Origin of the sequence: Rhodococcus sp. IEGM 1307 (genome assembly GCF_030056915.1) — a bacterium.
GTDB classification, from domain to species: domain Bacteria; phylum Actinomycetota; class Actinomycetes; order Mycobacteriales; family Mycobacteriaceae; genus Rhodococcus_F; species Rhodococcus_F opacus_D.
Window position 1 is genome coordinate 131,925 of the sequence record NZ_JASHKW010000015.1, and the last position, 18,438, is coordinate 150,362.

General features: G+C 63.7%; 12 protein-coding genes. 7 read left to right on the forward strand and 5 right to left on the reverse strand.

Annotated features, from left to right (window positions below; translation table 11 throughout):
* Positions 1-207: 207 nt before the first annotated feature.
* Together QM841_RS27020 and QM841_RS27025 are read right to left on the reverse strand one after the other, a co-directional pair.
* Positions 208-3,489, reverse strand: a complete 3,282-nt coding sequence (locus tag QM841_RS27020; protein WP_283334446.1) for a protein kinase domain-containing protein — start codon at positions 3,487-3,489, stop codon at positions 208-210.
* Positions 3,490-3,587: 98 nt separating this feature from the next.
* On the reverse strand, positions 3,588-4,178 hold the full coding sequence (locus QM841_RS27025; protein WP_283334447.1) for a TetR/AcrR family transcriptional regulator: 591 nt from the start codon (positions 4,176-4,178) through the stop codon (positions 3,588-3,590).
* Positions 4,179-4,489: 311 nt separating this feature from the next.
* Between QM841_RS27025 and QM841_RS27030 the strand changes: the two genes are divergently transcribed.
* The 6 genes from QM841_RS27030 to QM841_RS27055 all read left to right on the forward strand — a co-directional run bounded on the left by QM841_RS27030 (position 4,490) and on the right by QM841_RS27055 (position 12,962).
* Positions 4,490-5,821 carry an NtaA/DmoA family FMN-dependent monooxygenase gene (locus QM841_RS27030; RefSeq protein ID WP_283334448.1) on the forward strand — a complete coding sequence of 444 codons (1,332 nt, stop codon included), beginning with the start codon at positions 4,490-4,492 and terminating at the stop codon, positions 5,819-5,821.
* Between the two features lie 42 nt (positions 5,822-5,863).
* On the forward strand, positions 5,864-7,324 hold the full coding sequence (locus tag QM841_RS27035) for a DHA2 family efflux MFS transporter permease subunit (RefSeq protein WP_283334449.1): 1,461 nt from the start codon (positions 5,864-5,866) through the stop codon (positions 7,322-7,324).
* 279 nt (positions 7,325-7,603) lie between these two features.
* A complete protein-coding gene (locus tag QM841_RS27040; RefSeq protein WP_283334450.1) occupies positions 7,604-8,350 on the forward strand; it encodes an NADPH-dependent F420 reductase in 747 nt (248 codons plus the stop codon).
* 724 nt (positions 8,351-9,074) lie between these two features.
* Complete coding sequence (locus tag QM841_RS27045) at positions 9,075-10,541, forward strand: aldehyde dehydrogenase family protein (RefSeq protein WP_283334451.1); 1,467 nt, start codon at positions 9,075-9,077, stop codon at positions 10,539-10,541.
* A 282-nt stretch (positions 10,542-10,823) separates the two neighbouring features.
* On the forward strand, positions 10,824-11,690 hold the full coding sequence (locus QM841_RS27050; protein ID WP_283334514.1) for an NAD(P)-binding domain-containing protein: 867 nt from the start codon (positions 10,824-10,826) through the stop codon (positions 11,688-11,690).
* Between the two features lie 144 nt (positions 11,691-11,834).
* Positions 11,835-12,962, forward strand: a complete 1,128-nt coding sequence (locus QM841_RS27055) for an oxidoreductase (protein WP_283334452.1) — start codon at positions 11,835-11,837, stop codon at positions 12,960-12,962.
* Between the two features lie 176 nt (positions 12,963-13,138).
* Here QM841_RS27055 and QM841_RS27060 read toward each other — a convergent pair whose 3' ends face one another.
* From QM841_RS27060 to QM841_RS27070, 3 genes are all read right to left on the reverse strand, one after another.
* Entirely contained in the window at positions 13,139-14,200 is a 1,062-nt protein-coding gene (locus tag QM841_RS27060; protein ID WP_283334453.1) for a zinc-binding dehydrogenase, read from the reverse strand.
* A gap of 243 nt (positions 14,201-14,443) precedes the next feature.
* Entirely contained in the window at positions 14,444-15,826 is a 1,383-nt protein-coding gene (locus QM841_RS27065; protein ID WP_283334454.1) for an MFS transporter, read from the reverse strand.
* 87 nt (positions 15,827-15,913) lie between these two features.
* Positions 15,914-17,305, reverse strand: coding sequence for an MFS transporter (locus QM841_RS27070; RefSeq protein WP_283334455.1), 1,392 nt, complete (start codon positions 17,303-17,305; stop codon positions 15,914-15,916).
* Positions 17,306-17,720: 415 nt separating this feature from the next.
* Here QM841_RS27070 and QM841_RS27075 point away from each other — a divergent pair, with 415 nt between their 5' ends.
* A complete protein-coding gene (locus QM841_RS27075) occupies positions 17,721-18,380 on the forward strand; it encodes a nuclear transport factor 2 family protein (protein ID WP_283334456.1) in 660 nt (219 codons plus the stop codon).
* Positions 18,381-18,438 lie beyond the last annotated feature (58 nt).

The window sequence follows — 18,438 nt, forward strand, 5'->3', positions numbered from 1 at the left end:
CGAAATCCAGATGACTGCGCCCGGAATAGCCAGCGGGCGTGGCTCGAAGCGGTCGTACACCCAATCACCGAGCGCGGACACTACGGAGATGACGACACCACCCGACACCAGGAAGAGTCCGATTGCAACTCGCCGGAGCTCACCGGAGCCAGATTGAAGGGTCAGCCAGTTGTAAGGGTCTCCGACAGGGGCCTCACTGGAGCGCGCCTACCGGCGTTCCTGCTCCACAACCCATGCAGCGATCTGGGCTCGGGAGTTGAAGCCCAGTTTGGACAGCAGATGCTCGACATGTCCCTGCGCTGTGCGCGGTGAAATATGTAATCGGGCGGCGATCTCCTTGTTGGTGAGTCCTTCGGCCACGAGGTCGGCCACCTGCCGCTCCCGCTTGGTCGGTGTCGTCGGCGTAGAAGGCGTTGTTACAGCGGCCTCAGGCTCTGGCTCACCGAGCGCGAAAGCGACTGCTTTGTCGACGTTGAGGGACGCTCCGTGGCTCCGGTTCTTCTCGAATGCTCGCTCGCCGAGAATGCGCTGGATGCGTCGCTCACACTGCTCGTGCAACCCGTTAAGGTTGGGGTACAACACCGTTGAGTGACGGGTCATCTCGACCGTGGCTTCCGCCGCACCCATCAGGACCGCGGCGCGCGCCGCGCCACCGTTCCGGTCGGCGATCCACGCGAACGCTTCGAGGCAGGTGGCCACAGTCAACGGGGCGTCCACCCGGCGAGCCAGCGTGAGTCCGTCGGTGAGATAGCGCAGGGCGCTCGTGTCGTCGCCCTGCCGATACGTGGCAACGCCCAGGGCCCACAGTGTGTAGGCGCGGTACATCGACTCGCCGACCGACCCGGTGATATCGAGAACCTGCTGGTAGTAGTCGATCGACCGCGCCGAGTCGCCGAGCAGATCATTCACCGTCCCGAGCAACATGAGAGCCTTGAGCAGCTGCGCCGAATGGCCACGCGATCCAGAATTCAGGGCGGCAGCCTCAAGGCGCGCACGGGCCCGCGGAAGATCACCGGCGAACAGTGCCAGCACGCCTTCCGCGTAGGCAATGTAGGCCTCTATGGTGGGGTCGTCCGTGTGCTCCGCCAGCGCCCGGCCTTCCGCAACCAGAGCCGTTCCGGCTACCACGTCCCCCTGCGCTTCGGCCAATTCGCTATTGTCGCAGAGCGCTCGGATGCGCAGGCTGCTTGGCTCTCCCGGTGAGCTGTCGAGGATGCGGTCAAACCAGTATCGGCCCTCGCTGAACATGCTCCGCCCCATCCAGAACGGGAACAGCGCCGTCGCCATCCGCAGACACTCCAACGAATTCGGTTCCTTTAGAGAGGATTCCAGGGACTCACGCAGATTCGACAGCTCTCGGCGTAGGCGGTCGATCCAGGCGATCTGTCGACTGCTGATCCACTCGGTGTCCGCCTGCAACGCCAGCTGCAAATACCAGTCCCGGTGTCGTCGACGCATTCGCTCGGATTCGCCGGCCTCCTCCAACTTCTCTCTGCCATAGTCACGCAGGGTTTCGAGCATCCGGAACCGCACGACGCCACTCGACTCCTCTCGAATGAGAATCGACTTGTCCACCAGAGAGGTCACCGTGTCGAGGGCGTCTCCGGTATCCGGGTTTTCGGCGCAGACCCCTTCGATGCCATCGAGTTCGACACTGCCCGCGAACACCGACAGCCGCGACCATAGTTGCTGCTCCTGCGTCGTGCAGAGGTCGTAGCTCCAGGCGATGGACAACCGCAGGGTCTGTTGCCGAGTGGGCGCGCCCCGGTCACCCAAGGTGAGCAGCCCATAGCGGTCGGTCAGCCGGCGCAGGATCTGCTCGACCGACATCGCCCGCAGTCGCGCCGCCGCCAACTCGATCGGCAGTGGCAGACCATCCAACCGGTGACAAATTAGAGCGATGGCGTCCTTGTTCTGTTCGGAGAGCATGAATCCCGGCACCGCCGCCGCGGCGCGTTCGGCGAACAGAGTGACCGCGTCGAATTGGGGCAGCCCACGCAGAGTCGGCTCGCGGTCCGGTTCGGGCGCGGTCAACGGCGGCACCCGCAGCACCACCTCCCCACCGATACTGAGCGATTCACGACTGGTGGCGAGGACACGTAGTTCGCTGCAGCTTCGCAACAGCGTCTCAGACAGCTGCGCGACCGCGTCCACCACCTGCTCGCAGTTGTCCAGCACAAGCAGCAGGCGCCGGTCCGCGAGGAATTCGACAACGAGTTCCCTTAGCGGACGTGCAGAGTGGTCACGCAGTCCCAGGGTCGCAGCGACGATGTCGATGAGAAGGGATTCGTCGGTCAGTTCACCCAACTCGACCCAGTAGACCCCGTCGGGGAACCCGCGGCGGGCGTCGGCCGCGACCCGTAGGGCCAGCCGCGTCTTGCCGACCCCGCCGATTCCCGTGAGGGTGACCAGGCGAGCATCCGACAAGGCGGCCCTGGCCTCGGTCAACTCTCGGCGTCGTCCCACGAAACTGGTCAGCTCCATCGGCAGGTTTCCCGCCGCAGCATGCCGGGGCCGGTGCCGCGGCTGCGGCGACACATTGGAGCCGGCCTGCGCGACGCCGGCGGTAGCCGCCGCAGCCGCCCTACCCGTTCCGTGCAGCGCCATCTCGTCCACCGCGCGACCACGCGCTGCTTGGATCTGCTGGAGCGCCTCGCCTAGCGCCGCGGCCGACCCTGGCCGATCCCCGGGTGCCGTCGCCATCGCGCGCTCGACGACGGCGCACACGTCGTCCGGGATTCCCTGCTCCCGCAGATCGGGAACAGGCTGTGTGGTGATGCGCAGAAACTGAGCGATCACCTGTTCACCGCTGTGCCGCTCGAACGCCGCATGACCGGTGAGCGCGCAAAACAGCGTCGCACCGAGCCCGTAAATGTCCGAGACCGCACTGGGAGGGTCGCCGCTGAGCACCTCCGGGGCGGTGAACGCCGGTGACCCGGTCACCGTGCCCGTACCCGTTTCGAACCCGCCGGCGATGTGCGCGATGCCGAAGTCGGTCAACTCCGGTTCGCCGTAGTCCGTGACCAGAACGTTGGCCGGCTTGACGTCGCGATGCACGATGCCGGCTCGGTGCGCGGTCTCGAGCGCCCCGGCCAGTTTCACCCCCAGTCGCAGTACCTCGTCCACCCCGAGCGGCCCGCTGCCCCGGATGCGGGCATCTAGCGAATCGAGCGGGTGGTATGGCATCACGATGTACGGGTGCCCTCTGTCGGTCGCGCCGACCTGCAGCACGTTCACGATATTGGGATGCCCTGTGAGCCTGCCCATCGCCCGCTGCTCCCGGAAGAACCGGGCCCGGTTCTCCTCATCGAGGTCCGCGGTGAGCACCTTGACCGCCACGGTGCGGTCCAGTTCCGTCTGGCGACAGCGGTACACCACACCGAAACCGCCACGCCCGATCTCCTCTGCATCCGCGAACCCGGCCGCATCCAGCTCCGTCGTGACCGTAGGCGTCACGTCGCGCTGGGTGTCGAGAGGATCATCTCCCATCGTCGGACCCATACCGCTCACCTCTCGATCATGCACGTTCAGGATATCGCCGCTCCTGCGTCCTCCTGAGTCGAACGTGACCTCGGGCGACCTTCGGGTTAGGGAGCCTCATTGGTGGATGCGTAGCCGTCTCTGCTCAACGCCCTGAGGTGTTGTTGGGACGACTCGTCTGCCAGCGACGAGCCTCTGACCCAGCTCAGGGCGAGCGCGGCGAGGAAGAGGTCACGCGCGCGAAGCCAGCTGTGCGCCTTCCCGTCTCGCTGTGCCGCACCCAGGAACTGGCCGGTCAGCTCGATAAAGCCGGTGCAGCTGACCGCAAGGGGATTGTGTTCCTCGAGGAACGCGCTGCGCAGCGGCCCGGGCAGGCCCTCGAACGCCCCGAAGAAGTCTTCGAGCGCGGCCATCCACTGTTCCAGTGCCGAGCCACTGTCGACGATCTGCTCGATTCGATGCTTCTCGGACAAGAGTTGGCTCTCGCGGCGACTCAGCAGCTCAGCGAGTAGTGCGTCGCGGGTCGGGAAGTGGCGATAGAGGGTGGCCGACCCGACCCCTGCGTCGCGTGCTACCGCCTCCAAGGAGGTGCCTACTCCCTCCTTGGAGAAACGCTTCTCGGCAGATTCCAGTATTTCCGACCGGTTCCGTTCGAAGTCCGCCCGTGATCGACGCAGTCGCGTCTCGCTACCCGCCATGTCGCACCTCAAAGTCTCTAGAAACGCCGACGTTACGACGCCGATTTGCTAAACGGGGGGGCACCCCGTTTATTATCTGGGGGCAGCCCCCACTTCATCAGCGTACCCCGGCATCCCCGCCGTCGAGCAAAGCCATCCCGCGTGCAATTTCTACTCGACGGCTATCCCACCCCGGCACCGGCACCGGCACCGGCACCGTCGACCGACAACGACCACGAAAGCGAGCACCGCACGTGGCACCCCTCGAAGCGTCAACAGAGAGCGAACCCCAAGTGATTTTCCCCGACTCACGCGGCGATGATTCGAGCACTATGCTCCTATGCCTGCAGCTCACCAGCGGTTACGGAGCTCAACCGGGCTCGTGGCGGGTGCCGGGGGCGAACCTGTTCAGCTACACCGACATGGACCAGTTCGTGCGGTATGCCCAGGCTGCCGAGCGCGGCAAGATCCAACTGCTGTTCTTCGCCGACACGCCGGCGCTGGACGTGGATCTCGAGCACGAGCCTCCTCACTTCGCGATCGACCCGCTGCTGATCCTGACCTCGATCGCCCGCGAGACCGAACGGATCGGCCTGGTCACCACCTCCTCCACTACCTTCAACGAGCCCTACAACCTGGCCCGCCAGTTCAAGGCACTCGACGTGATCAGCCACGGGCGGGCCGGATGGAACGCGGTCACCACCTCGAACGCAGCCGCCGCGGCAAACTTCGGCCGCTCGGTTCCTCCGCGTGCGGAGAAATACGAGCGAGCCCACGAGGTCGTCCAAGCGGTCCAGGCGCTGTGGGGCAGCTGGGAGCGGGACGCCTGGGTACGCGACGTCGCAGGCAAGCGGTTCGCCGACATGAGCAAGATCCAGCCGATCAACATGCACGGCCGCCACGTCGCCGCGCGTGGACCGCTGCCGATCCCACCGTCCGAGCAGGGCCAGCCGGTCCTCTTCCAGGCCGGTGGCGGTGGGAACAGGCTGGACCTGGCGGCGCGCTACGCCAGCGGCGTGTACGCCAATCCCTTCACCATCGAGGAAGGCCGCGCGCACCGTGCGGCACTGCGCCTCGCCGCCGAACGCGCCGGCCGGAACCCCGACGAGGTGAAACTGTTCGCCGGCTTCATGCCGAGCATCGCGCCCACCCACCGGGCTGCCCTGGACCGGCGGCGTCTGCTGGACCAGTCGGTCGACCTGGACCAGCGCGTGACCTACCTCGGCGCAATGATCGGTCTGCACCTGCGCCCCGGTCAGCTCGATGAGCCGCTCACCGCACGTCAGCTCGCCGACGCCAATCCCAACCCGGGAGACCCGCGTTCGACCCGCGCACTGGAGGTGGCACGTGAGGGCTGGTCCCTCCGGGACGTCCTGGCCCACGGGGTCATCGACTACCACCCGGTCGTGCCCGGCACGGCCGCCGACGTGGCCGACCACATGCAGCAGTGGTTCGAGGCCGGCGCCTGCGACGGTTTTTCCCTGGCCATCGACGTCTACCACGACGGCATCGACGCCTTCGTCGACCAGGTCGTCCCGCTGCTGCAAGAGCGCGGCCTGTTCCACCGGGACTATGAAGGGTCCACCCTGCGCGATCACCTCGGCGCACCCGCTCAGTACGGACTCGACCCACGCCTCGCCGGCGCAGCACTCGCGTCGAGCTGACCCCTCACAACCGACCCACCACTCCAGACAGAGAGCACGCACATGTCAATCCCGGACACACCGGTCGCGAACGTCACACCCACCGCATCCCAGACCGATCCTGAGGCTCGGCTCGCCCCGGGAAGCGCCCTGGTCATCGGGTTGCTGATGGTCTCGACATTCATCGTCCTACTCAATGAAATGCTGCTCGGGGTCGCGCTCCCCACCCTAATCGTCGATTTCGGCATCACCCCGAGCACCGGGCAGTGGGTCACGACGGGCTACCTGCTGACGCTCGCGGTGCTCATCCCGGCCACCGGATACGTAATGCGACGGTTCCATCTGCGCACCATCTTCCTTGGTGCGCTATCGCTATTCACCGTCGGGACGGCAATCGCCGCCCTCGCGCCGGCAATCGAGGTCCTGCTCGCCGGACGAATCGTCCAGGCCGCCGGGACCGCCGTCTTCATGCCGCTGCTGATGACCACGACGATGCGCCTTGTCCCCGCCGGTCGCCGCGGCCACACGATGGCGCTGGTCACAGGATTGACCGCCGTGGCACCGGCGGTCGGCCCGGCAGTGTCCGGTGTCGTGCTGTCCCAGCTGAACTGGCGGTGGCTCTTCATTCTCGTACTGCCGATCACCCTGGCAGCACTGGCACTGGGGGCGATGAAACTCCGCAACATCATCACACCCGAGCAGGCGACGCTCGACATCCTGTCGCTGGTGCTGTCCGCCGTCGGGTTCGGCTCGCTCGTCTACGGCCTGGCCTCGATCGGCGAGTCCGTGTCGGGCCACGCGCCCATCCCGCCCTACCTCCCGATCACCGTCGGGCTGGCCGGCATCGCGGCGTTCGTCTACCGACAGGTCGTCCTGCAGCGCCACCGCGACGCATTCCTCGACATGAGAATCTTCGGCACAAGGTCGTTCACCGTGCCACTCCTGGTGATGGTCATCGTCGCGCTCAACGGGTTCGGCACGCTGATCGTCCTGCCCCTGGTGTTGACCCACGTCGTCGGACTGAGCACCTTCGCAATCGGCCTCTTCCTGGTTCCTGGCGGGGCCCTCATCGCGATCGTCTCCGGGCTGGGCGGACGGGTCTACGACCGCTTCGGGCCACGACCACTGGCGATCCCCGGCGCGGTCGTTTGGACGGCGTCCCTGTGGTTCCTCAGCCAGATGAACGGGGACACCAGTGTGGTCACGATCCTGATGGCCTACCTCGTCCTCTCCGCTTCCCAAGCTCTCATGTGGGCGCCGATGACGACGACCGCATTGGCCTCCCTGCGTGCCGACCTCTACCCGCACGGCACTGCAGCCTTCACCACCATCCAACAGCTGGCCGGGGCCGCCGGTGGTGCAGTGCTCATCTCGGCCTACACGATCGGGGCCAAGGATGCGGGTGCACTCGGCATGGCCGAGTCCGTGTCCGCAGCCCAGGCAACCTTCACGACCGCCGGAGTCTTCGCCATCGTCGCCGTCCTCGGCGTCCTTTTCGTTCCCAAAGCGCCAAGTGCCCACTGAACCACCCCAGCGCCCACACCGCTCGGAAGCCGACGCTTTCGCATGGGCCGGTCGAGGGCACCGTCACGAATCACGCGCGCAACCGAACGAGCGGCGAATCCCGTTCGAACAGACGATACCGCGCGAGATCGCAGCTCCCATACGGATAGACGCTCTCGCAACGATCTGCGCGTTCGACAAGGCCGAGCCGACGGGTCAACGCATCCCGTCGACGCATGTTCGAAACGTTCGCTGAAGCCTGTTGACCAATGAAATGATGCATAACAGAAGGAGTTCCACATGAAAATAGGCATTCTCGGCGTCGGATACATCGGCAAGACCCTGAGTCAGAAGTTGGGCGCCGCCGGACACGACGTGAAGGTGGCCAACTCCCGCGGGCCGGAAACGATCGACGCCGAAGTTCTTGCCACGGGAGCGCGTGCAGCATCCGCGGCCGAGGCGGTGAAGGATGTGGACGTCGTGATCCTGTCCATCCCACTGAGCCGTCTTCCGGAGGTCGCAGCGCTAATCACCACCGTGCCCGCCGACACAGTCGTCATCGACACGTCGAACTACTATCCGGCCCGCGATTCCACGATCGAGTCCATCGAAGCCGGACAAGTCGAAAGCCTTTGGGCTGCTGAACAACTCCGGCGACCGATCGTCAAGGCATGGAACGCCATCGGTTCCGGCTCACTCGCCGGGAAAGGAACGCCGGTGAGAACCGCGGGCCGTATCGCCATCCCGGTCGCCGCCGACGATGACAGAGAACGCGCAGTAGGCATGGCATTGGTCGAGGACACCGGGTTCGACGGGTTCGACGCGGGGAGACTCGCGGAATCATGGCGCCAGCAACCCGGCGCACCCGCCTACTGCACTGACCTCACCAGCGAGGAGATGCCGGCCGCGCTGGCCGCGGCAGAGTCCGCAAGATTGCCGAAGCGGCGCGACCTGGCAGTTGCCGCCTTCACCGAAAGGGTCGGCGACGGGAAGACGAACCCGGACTCGGAATTCGGTGTCCGCGTAAGCCGTGCGCTGTTCATGTAACTCTGGTGCCCGCACCACGGCCCGAATGTCGACCTACTCCGTCAGGTGACGAAGTAGGTCGACATTCGGTGGAATCCGCTGCACCCGCACCGGCCGGCCACCGAGGTTCGGCGTACGCGGGACAACGGCAGGATGACGCGCGACGGTCGTGCGGTGTCACGGTAGATGGTTACCGAGCGAGTGCACGGTGAAGGACGCTCTGGGCGGCTTCACACGTTCTCCGTGGTCAAAGGCACTATTTCGATGCGTACGCGATGGTCGTCTCTTCTCCGCAACACCGTCGGTGCACGGACAGACACACGAATCCGGGTTGTTCAAACCGCTCGACTTCACCGTATCCGCATCGAACTGGACCGCCGGCACGGACTCCCACAGCCCAACGCGGGAGTAGATCGCCGTCTCGGGCGGTGCTGTGCGGCGGACCCGCGAGAGCGCGCCGACGTCGCGCATCGAGCGCGTTCTACGCCACCGGTGGGCGTCGGAACCGGAGCCCTCATCTCAGGGCGCTTGACTTTTATTGCTAGTCGGCTAACAATGTAATCGCTGTGATCGGGGCAACAGCGCCGACCGCAGTCACACTTGATAGTCCATGCAACGAATCCTGTTACAAGCGTCGACGGGACACCATGCCGCCGGTGAGCGACGAGGCACCGCGTCGCAGAATGCGACAATGTTGCGCCTTCGCTGCTGCAGGCAACGTCAGCTCTAGTCCGCAGGAGGCGGAGTGAACCCTACCAACGCCCTTACTTTCCGTGACGCGCTCTACATTGCGGGCGAATGGAACGTGAGCACCGACCGCGAGTGGTTGGACGTAGAAAATCCAGCTACTCAAGAAGCAATCGGTCGCGTGCCGCTCGCATGCGAGGCCGATGCGGAGAGAGCGGTTGCCGCCGCCGCCGAGTTGCACCGCGCAGGACACTGGCGCGCCACCGATCTCAACGAACGGGCGAAGGTTCTCAACACCATCGCCGACGCGATCGAACGTCGCGCATCGGAGTTCGAAGCAATCTATACGCTCGATCAGGGTGGCCTGTCCTCTTTCGCCGGTTTCACGGCGGCAACCGCAGCGGCGATTTTCCGCGATACGGCTCTACTCGCCGAACAGCTCGATCTCGGTCCGACCCGTCGAGACACGCTCACCGGGCCGGTTTACGTCAGCCGGGAGGCTATGGGGCCGGTTGCAGCCATCGTGCCCTGGAACGCCCCATTGGTCTTGGCAGCGGTGAAAATCGCGCCGGCGCTGATGGCGGGATGCCCCGTGGTGGTGAAAGTGTCGCCTGAAACTCCCCTGGTATCCTTCATTTTCGCCGAAGCGCTCGCCGAGGTCGACCTGCCCGCCGGATTGATCTCCTTCCTTCCCGGGGGTCGTGACCTGGGCCAATTCCTGATCTCTCGGCCCGGCATCAAGAACATTTCGTTCACTGGAAGCACCGCGGCGGGCAAGAAAGTGATGGCTACGGCCATCGAGCACATGACTCGCGTGACTCTCGAGCTCGGAGGGAAGTCGGCCGCGCTCGTGCTCGACGATGCCGATCCTGCGCATTTTGCGCCGATGTTGGCGTATGGATGCACTATGCAGGCTGGGCAGGTCTGTACGACCCAAAGTCGTATTCTGGTGCCAGCGTCGAGAGGCGACGAGTGGATAACTGCCTTGACGACAGCGTTCCGCAACTTGACCGTCGGCGATCCAGCTGACAAAAGCACCGGGGTCGGCCCCCTTGTCTCTCGCGCACAACGGGATCGAGTCGAGGAATTCGTCGAAACCGCGCAGAATGTCGGGGCGATTGTCCTGACCGGCGGCAAGAGGCCAAGCGGATCCATGTTTGAGCGAGGCTACTGGTTCGAGCCGACCCTGCTGACCGGGACGACCCCCGAAATGCAGATCAACCGTGAAGAGGTATTCGGGCCGGTCATCACGGTCGAAGTGTATGACGATCTGGAGGCGGGTGTCGCAGCCGTCAACGACACCGAATACGGGCTCAGCAATGGCATATTCACGCCCGACGTCGACAAGGCGCTCGAGCTTGCCCCCTGCCTGGAGAGCGGTGCCGTAGCGATCAACTCGTTCGGTCCCAACATCACGGCGCCCTTCGGTGGATATAAAATGTCCGGAGTCGGCCGCGAGGGTGGCATCGAAGGCATCCAGGAGTTCCTCGAGACGAAGCAGGTGAACTTGCCGCAAGCCAAGTGAGCACGAGGACGCGAAGATGCGTATCGCCAGCGCCGTCGTCGTACACGACACGCATCGATCAATTACCTGCCTGAGTATGCGCTGATCCACCGGGCATCGTAGGCGCGCGTCGCGGGGTGCGTGGATCAAGGCGAGATTCAGGCCTTCTTGCCCACGTGCACCCGGCGCACTCGATCAGCGTGTGCGCGGCTAGACCACCCCCGGACCAGCTGCGGCCACTCTGGTCCCGTGCCCGGGAGGCAACACCCGCCATCGGATGACGTTTCGGTCGCCTTCCTCGCCGTGCCTACGACTCGTCTTCGTCGGACATCAGATCGAGCCCTTCAACCACTCAGAGCGCGACACGTTCCGAGACGCGCGTCGACAACAGGAAGGATTGCGCACATGCAGATCGGCATTGTGGGAGCCGGAAAAATCGGGTTAACGCTGGCGCGCAAATTGAGCGCTGCGGGACATACGGTTCTGGTGGCGAATTCGCGTGGTCCGGAGACAATTAGAGAGATATCGGCCGCGTCCGGGGCATCCGCGGTGGACGCGGCTGACGCCGTTCGCCGGTCGCAAGTTGTCATTGTTTCCGTTCCCTTCAATGCGCTACCGCGGCTGAAGAACCTTTTCGCCGAAATCGACGATTCAGTGTTTGTGATCGATACCTCCAACTATTTTCCCTTCCGTGATGGCACACCCGAGTGCCTAGCTGACAGCCAGACTGAAAGCCATTGGGTTAGTGCCCAACTCGGACGCTCTGTGGTCAAAGCGTGGAACAGCATCCTCGCCGGCAGTCTCACCGACAAGGGGCTGCCGAACGGTGCAGACGACCGCATCACCCTGCCGGTGTCGGGTGACGACAGCGCGGGTAGGGCAACGACCATGAAACTGGTGGACGATACCGGTTTCGATGCAATCGACGCCGGCTCGCTGGACGAGTCGTGGCGGCAGGAGCCTGGCAATCCTGCCTACTGCACCGATCTCTCCGCCGCAGACCTCGAGCTCGCATTACAGCGAGCGGACCGAGCAACAGCAACCACGAAGCGCGACCTGGTTGCTGACAAGGTATTCGCTGCGCGAGACCAGTACACCGACGAGGATATTCTGACGCTGGGGCGTCGCATGTACAACTTGACGTCCGAGGACGACGAACTCCGCGGGTAATCGCACGACTTCAGCGAGGGCAATTCCGGTTCTGACGTCGCGTCTACGGATTTGATTATTGCCAAACTAGTAGGTGGGTTCTCCTGGTGTTCAGGCGCTCCCACAAGTGTCGAAGTTCAACGACAAGAAGGATTCGAGAACGCCATGGGCGAGCAGAACAACCCCCCAGTACACAGCGCAGTGTTGGAGCCTTTGTACAGCGAATTCTCGGTGTCATCGCTGAAGCTGCGCAATCGCTTCGTGATGGCTCCCATGACGAGGGAAAACTCACCGAGGGGCATTCCGACCCACGACAATGTGGAGTATTACCGTAAGCGGGCGGCCGGTGGGGTCGGAATGATCATCACCGAGGGAACATTGGTTCGAGCTCCCGCAGCCGGAAGCAGCGCGAGTATGCCGCACATGTACGGCAAGGACAGCGCCGCGGGATGGCGTTCGGTCGTGGAAGCTGTTCACGGTGAAGATGCGGCGATCGTCAGTCAACTGATGCATATGGGCGTGATGCGCGGCGGCGAACCAGAATTCGAACCGGACGTTCCGACCGTCGGACCATCCGGCATCGGAGTAGACGGTGAGCCCCTTGGACGAGCCCTCACTCTTGCTGACATGGACGCAATCAAAGATGCGTACGTCGAATCAGCGAAGCTGGCTTCCGATCTCGGCTTCGACGGAGTCGAAATCCACGGAGGACACGGAATGGTGCTCGATACGTTCATATGGGAACAAACGAATCGACGTGAAGACGAATACGGCGGCACGCTCCGGAACCGCGTCAGGTTCCCCATAGAGACTATTTCCGCCGTACGGGAAGCGCTTGGACCTGGCTTTCCGATCATTTATCGATTCTCGCAGTGGAAAGTGGGACAGTACGACGCGGCTGTCGCGTCGACTCCCACGGAACTCGAGCAGATACTGTGCCCGCTTGCTGATGCGGGTGTCGACATGTTCCACCTGTCGACACGTCGACACTGGTTACCTGCTTTCCCCTCGGAAAACTCCGCCGACCAGCACATGGGACTGTCCGGATGGGCCAAGAAGATCACGGGCCTACCTGCGATCATGGTCGGGTCGGTAGCAGTAGACCACCCATTCGTCGGGGACGACCCCGCCGACGACCAGGACCGAGACGAGAAGCTGCGCTTGGTGGTGGAAAAGTTCGAACGCGACGAGTTCGACCTACTTGCACTCGGACGCCCATTACTTGCTGATCCTGAATGGGTGAACAAGACCCGCACCGGCAAGACCGACCAGATCGTTCATTTCAAGAAGTAGGAAACCCACCGAGAATTCCTGGCCGTCGGAGTCGCCATCTCCGACGGCCAGGTTTCTTTTGAGCGATTGTGCCCAGCGCAGCTGGCGACGGGTACCGGACGGAGTCCTCGCCCGCTCGGCAACGCGCTGGGCATGCCGTCCGCGACGGCATTTTCCTCGCTACATGCGGACTCAGATCAAGACTGAGCCGGGAATGTGATCACACTGCGCGCGATTCCGCCGCGCTCCAGTTCCTCGTAGGCCTTGTCGATGTCGTCGATGGAGATTGTCTGTGAGACAAGGTCATCGAGGTTGAGCCGCCCCTGCAGGTAAAGATCCACGTACATCGGAATGTCGTGATAGAAGTTCGACGAACCGAGCCAAGTGCCTCTGATGCCTTGCTGGAAAGGAAGCAACAAGCTGTCTCCAGGAGACGGGTGCAGATGCACCTCGGCACCCGGAGACATTCCGCCGACGAGGTAGACCGTGCCGGACTGGCCGAGGATCTGGAGGGCAGTTTGGGTAACCTGCGGGACACCCACCATGACGAAGGCATGATCGACGCCTTCGGATTCGGTCAGCTTCTGAATGGCCTCGACTGCGTCGACCTTCGTCGAATCGATGACATCCGTGGCACCGAACTTCTGCGCAAGCTCGAGTTTGTCGGTCTGAATGTCGACACCGATGATCCGTGTAGCTCCCGCCAGCGCTGCCACCTGAATGGCGTTGAGACCAACGCCGCCACAACCAAAGACCGCGATCGACTCACCGGGCTGCACTTTGGCGACGTTCAGAACGACGCCGCCACCGGTTGCCACGGCGCATCCGATTATCGAGGCCTGCTCGAAAGGCATCGCCGGATCGATACTCACCAACTGATTTTCGTGCACAAGAACCTTTTCGGCGAAGCCGCCCAAACCTGTCATCTGGCCGATGGCGCCGTGCTCGTCCTCGAGACGGGGCTTCTCGTCTGGGCCCCTGTCCAGCGCGTCGGGCTGCGAGCACGCCCACACGGCGCCCTTAAGGCACGCGCGGCACTGACCGCACGGACGAAGGGCGGCTGCGACGACGTGATCGCCGACTTTGATTCGCGAGGCGGACGGCCCGACTGCCACGACGACACCGGCGATCTCGTGCCCCAGAACCATCGGCCAGTCACCGCCCATCCCCGTTTGCGCAACGGAGATGTCGCTGTGGCAGAGCCCGGACGCACGCACTTCGACCAGTACTTCATGTCCTATCGGCTCGGCAACGCTCACGTCCGAAACCGTGAACGCTTGGCCGGTCTTCCTGATTACTGCAGCTCTCACAGCGAATCCTTTCTTGTCGAACTCTGCGGGTATATCGTGTCCGACGCATCGAGCCTCGCGATTGAAGCGGCAGGTCTCGCGAGGATCGACGGAGAAGCACGACGGATATTCATCGATTTCGTCGATGACGACGGCGCAACGTGATGCCGTTCGGTAAACGTGCCCTCAGTGGGCTGCCTCTGAACACGGCATTCATACTCCCTCTGCGCCCGACAGCTCCGGGGTCGGGCGCTCGCCGTCCGACGACGGGTTCCGCCGGGCGGCTGCGAACAGGCCGACCGCGGCCAGGGCGACCGAGGCAATGATTGCCGGGACGACGGCCAGCAGGAAAATCGTCCTTGCCGGCACATGCGCGGCCAGAAGTACCCCTCCGATGGCGGGTCCGATAACCGAGCCCACTCTACCAACACCCGACAGCACGCCCATGGCTGTGGCCCGCAACCAGCTCGGGTAGATTGTCGCCACGACGGAGTTCACGGCCATTTGCGTTCCGATGGCGAATGCGCCGACCACGAAGACGGAACCCATTAACAGGGCCGTAGAACTGATCGAGAGCGCGGTCACGACTGTTGCGACGGCAGCGATCGTAAAGCAGATACTCAGCAAGCGGCGAGGATTCCCACTGCGGTCGGCAGTCATACCAATGCCGATACCGCCCAGCATGGCGCCGAGATTACATACCGCGGAGGCGGCGACCGCACGGCCCTCCGGGAGACCGGCCTCGGTCAGCACCGACGGTATCCACGACATCAGAAACAGAATCAGTAGGATTGCGTTGAAGAAGACCACGCCCAACAGCAATGTTACCGGCGTCAATTGCCGGGAGAAGAGGCGCTTCACCGACGGCTTTCTCCCTTGACGGTCATCCAGCATGATCAGTTGGACGTCCGAAGAGCTGACGGCCCGGGGGTCGATCTCCCGCAGCATTTTCCGCGCCCGGTCCATCTGACCGGAGAGCGTCAGGAACTGTGCGGTCTCAGGCAGCCATCGCAGCAGCGCGGGCACCAGGAGGATCGGCAACAGACCACCGATGACGAACACCGATCGCCACCCTGAGTTGGGGATGATGGCGCTGGCCAACAGCCCACCCAGGAATCCGCCGCCGGCGCTGCTCGCACCGGCGATTGTGATGAAGGTGGCGCGCTTCCGGGTGGGGGCGAATTCCGCTGCGTACGCATAGGTGTTCGGGAGGACTGCGCCGAGTCCGATTCCGGCAAGGAAACGCAGAGCAATCATCTGCTCGAGGTTCTTCGCGACGACGACACACAGTGTCATTGCGCCGAAGAGTGCGACTCCCCCGATCAGCACGGGGCGCCGACCGTAACGGTCAGCGCGCGGTGCCAGCAGGACGCCACCGACGATCATGCCGAGCAGCGACGCGACAATTGCGGGAGTGAGGCTCGCGGTCGAGACCCCCCACTCCCGCGCGATCGACGGGGAGGTGATCGCCATGAGCAGGGCGTCGAACCCATCGAACAGCGACACAAGCATGATTGCCCCGACAGCCTTGCGTTGAAGTGCTGATAGCGGTGCGTCGTCGATGACGCGTTGGACGTTCAATGGTGAGGATTGCACGGGTTCCTCCGGTGGGGTGGTAGTGGAACAGCGCGTCTGCAACTCTGTGCTCAATGAAGATCGACGGAACGCCGGAGAGCGGAGCGGCTACCCTGTGGGTCCGTTGGTGATGCCCGAGAGTTGCGGTGCCTGCACCTCGGCGACCTCTCGCCTGCGGCGCCGCGAGGTGTATAGGCCAACCGAACCGATGGCAACGGAGGCGATGATCGCCGGAATGACGGCCAACAGGAAGATAGACTTCGCCGGAACGTGAGCCGCGAGAAGCGCCCCGCCGATTGCGGGACCTGCGACGGAGCCGACCCGGTCGAATCCCGACAGGACACCCATACCGGTCGCCCGCAGCCAGCTCGGGTAGAAGGCCGCGGCTACGGCGTTGACGCAGATCTGGGTCCCGATGGCGAACGCCCCCACCACGAACACGGAAATCATCAAAGCGACAACGGATCCGAGCGATAACGCGGTAACCACGATCGCGACAGCGGCGGTGGCGAAGCAGACGCTCAACATGCGCCACGGGCGCTCGCTGCGATCTGCGGCCATGCCGATGGTGATACCGCCGAACATCGCACCCAGGTTGCAGACTGCCGAGGCTGCCACGGCGTGGCCGGTCGACATGCCGGCATCGGTGAGCACCGACGGAATCCAGGACATCAAGAATAGGATCAGCAACACTGCACTGAAGAAGACGATACTGAGCAGAACGGTCACCGGGGCGAGCTGCTTGGCGAAGAGGAGTTTCACCGACGGCTTGCCGCCGTCGCGGTGATCACTCATGAAGAGTCCCCCGTCTACGGAGCTGACCGCCCGAGGATCGATGGACCGCAACATCGTCCGCGCCCGGTCTGCCTTGCCGGCGAGCGTCAGGAATTGAATCGTCTCCGGAAGCCAGCGTAGGAACGCCGGCACGAGGACGAGCGGGAGCGCTCCGCCGAGAACGAACACCGATCGCCAGCCGAACGCCGGTTCGATCGCGGTGGCCAGGAGGCTGCCGAGGAAGCCACCGCCGGCACTCGTGGCACCGACGATGGTGACGACGGTGGCGCGCCGACGTTTCGGCGCGAACTCCGCGCCATACGCGAAGGTGCTGGGCAGCACGGCACCGAGTCCGATACCAGCAATGAAACGCAATACGAACATCTGCTCGAGGTCGTTCACGGCGACCACGGCAAGCGTCATGATGCCGAACAGGACGACTCCCCAGATCAACACGGGACGCCTGCCATACCGGTCGGCTCGCGGAGCGAGCAGCGCACTACCGATGATCATGCCGACCAGGGACGCGACGATCGCCGGCGTGAGACCGGCCGTGCTGGTTCCCCAGTCTGCGGCGATCGACGGTGCTGTGATCGCCATGACTAGTGCGTCGAACCCGATGAACATGGAGATGAGCATCACCATGGCTATCGACGTGCGTTGGAGAGTTGAGAACGGTGCGTCGTCGATTATTCGTTGAACGTCGAGCTCGGGGCGCTGAGACACGTGTGGTCCTCCGTGGATGGCGGTGGGCGGAAGGCGAAGACACGGGGATCGACACCGAATGGGCGGCGGTGATCCGCTGCGCCCGTCATCGGCGTGTCCATGGTGTTGTCCGTCACACATACGATCTGCCTTTTTAACTTGCTTGTCAACTCACAATTTTTTTCTGCAGAGACGGTCGTCGACCATGCCGTCACCGTCCCCGACGGGATCAGATCCCGCGCCGGACGGTTCGTCGGCGAATGGGGCCCTACGCGCAAATCCGTGCGGCTAGAGAATTTCCCGTCGCGCTTCTTGCTTCCGCTAGCCGCGGCGAGGCCAGCAAAGTTAGTTGGTTGACATACAAAGACCGAGGTGGTCTGCTCATCTTCGCCGAGAGCCTTCTCACCAACCTGTCGCTGCATCGAGCGGCGCATCTGTGGAGTGGTCATCGCCGCCCTGGCAGCGACCGGCATTCTCGGCGCCAATCTGGCTCCCCTTCAACCCGATCGAAGAAGTGAATCCGACGAAAGGCCGCACGATGGACAACACAATCAGCACGGAGCCCAGCCCGGCTCGGCAGGTCTCCAGCGAGGAAATCATCGATCTTCTCGATAAACAGAAGCTGTACGAGAACATGGCTCTCTACTGCCGCGCCATGGACCGAAAGGACGTCGAGACGATGAAGTCGACCTTCTGGCCGGAAGCGACGGACAACCACGGTGCCTTCGACGGATCGGCTCACGAGTTCTGCGAATGGGCCTACCGTGGTCAAAAGAGCAGCGAACACCGCTCCCATCACTACATCACCAACACGCTGATCGACGTGAACGGCAGCACTGCCCGGCGGGAGACTGCGGTGGTGTACGTGATGGTGCTTCCGGCCGCGAATCGTATCGAGATGATGGGTGGCCGGTATCGGGATTTCTGCGAACAGCGGGACGGTGAGTGGAAAGTCCTGCGCCGCACCGTAGTCTTCGACTATGCGCAGGTTTTCGACGAGATCGCCGACTTCGGGGATGTGTTCGGTGGCATCCCGGCTACCTCGCGGTTCGGTGGTCTGTATCCGGACGATCCGATTTACGAAGCACAGTGGTAATTCCGCTCTGAAGACGGACGCGCGTAGGCAGCGGGACTCCCCGTTCCTGATGGTCTGC

Coding starts and splice junctions, on each gene's coding strand:
- QM841_RS27020 (WP_283334446.1), bottom strand. CDS start 3,489: ATGGGAGATGATCCTCTCGACACCCAGCGCGACGTGACGCCTACGGTC.
- QM841_RS27025 (WP_283334447.1), bottom strand. CDS start 4,178: ATGGCGGGTAGCGAGACGCGACTGCGTCGATCACGGGCGGACTTCGAA.
- QM841_RS27030 (WP_283334448.1), top strand. CDS start 4,490: ATGCTCCTATGCCTGCAGCTCACCAGCGGTTACGGAGCTCAACCGGGC.
- QM841_RS27035 (WP_283334449.1), top strand. CDS start 5,864: ATGTCAATCCCGGACACACCGGTCGCGAACGTCACACCCACCGCATCC.
- QM841_RS27040 (WP_283334450.1), top strand. CDS start 7,604: ATGAAAATAGGCATTCTCGGCGTCGGATACATCGGCAAGACCCTGAGT.
- QM841_RS27055 (WP_283334452.1), top strand. CDS start 11,835: ATGGGCGAGCAGAACAACCCCCCAGTACACAGCGCAGTGTTGGAGCCT.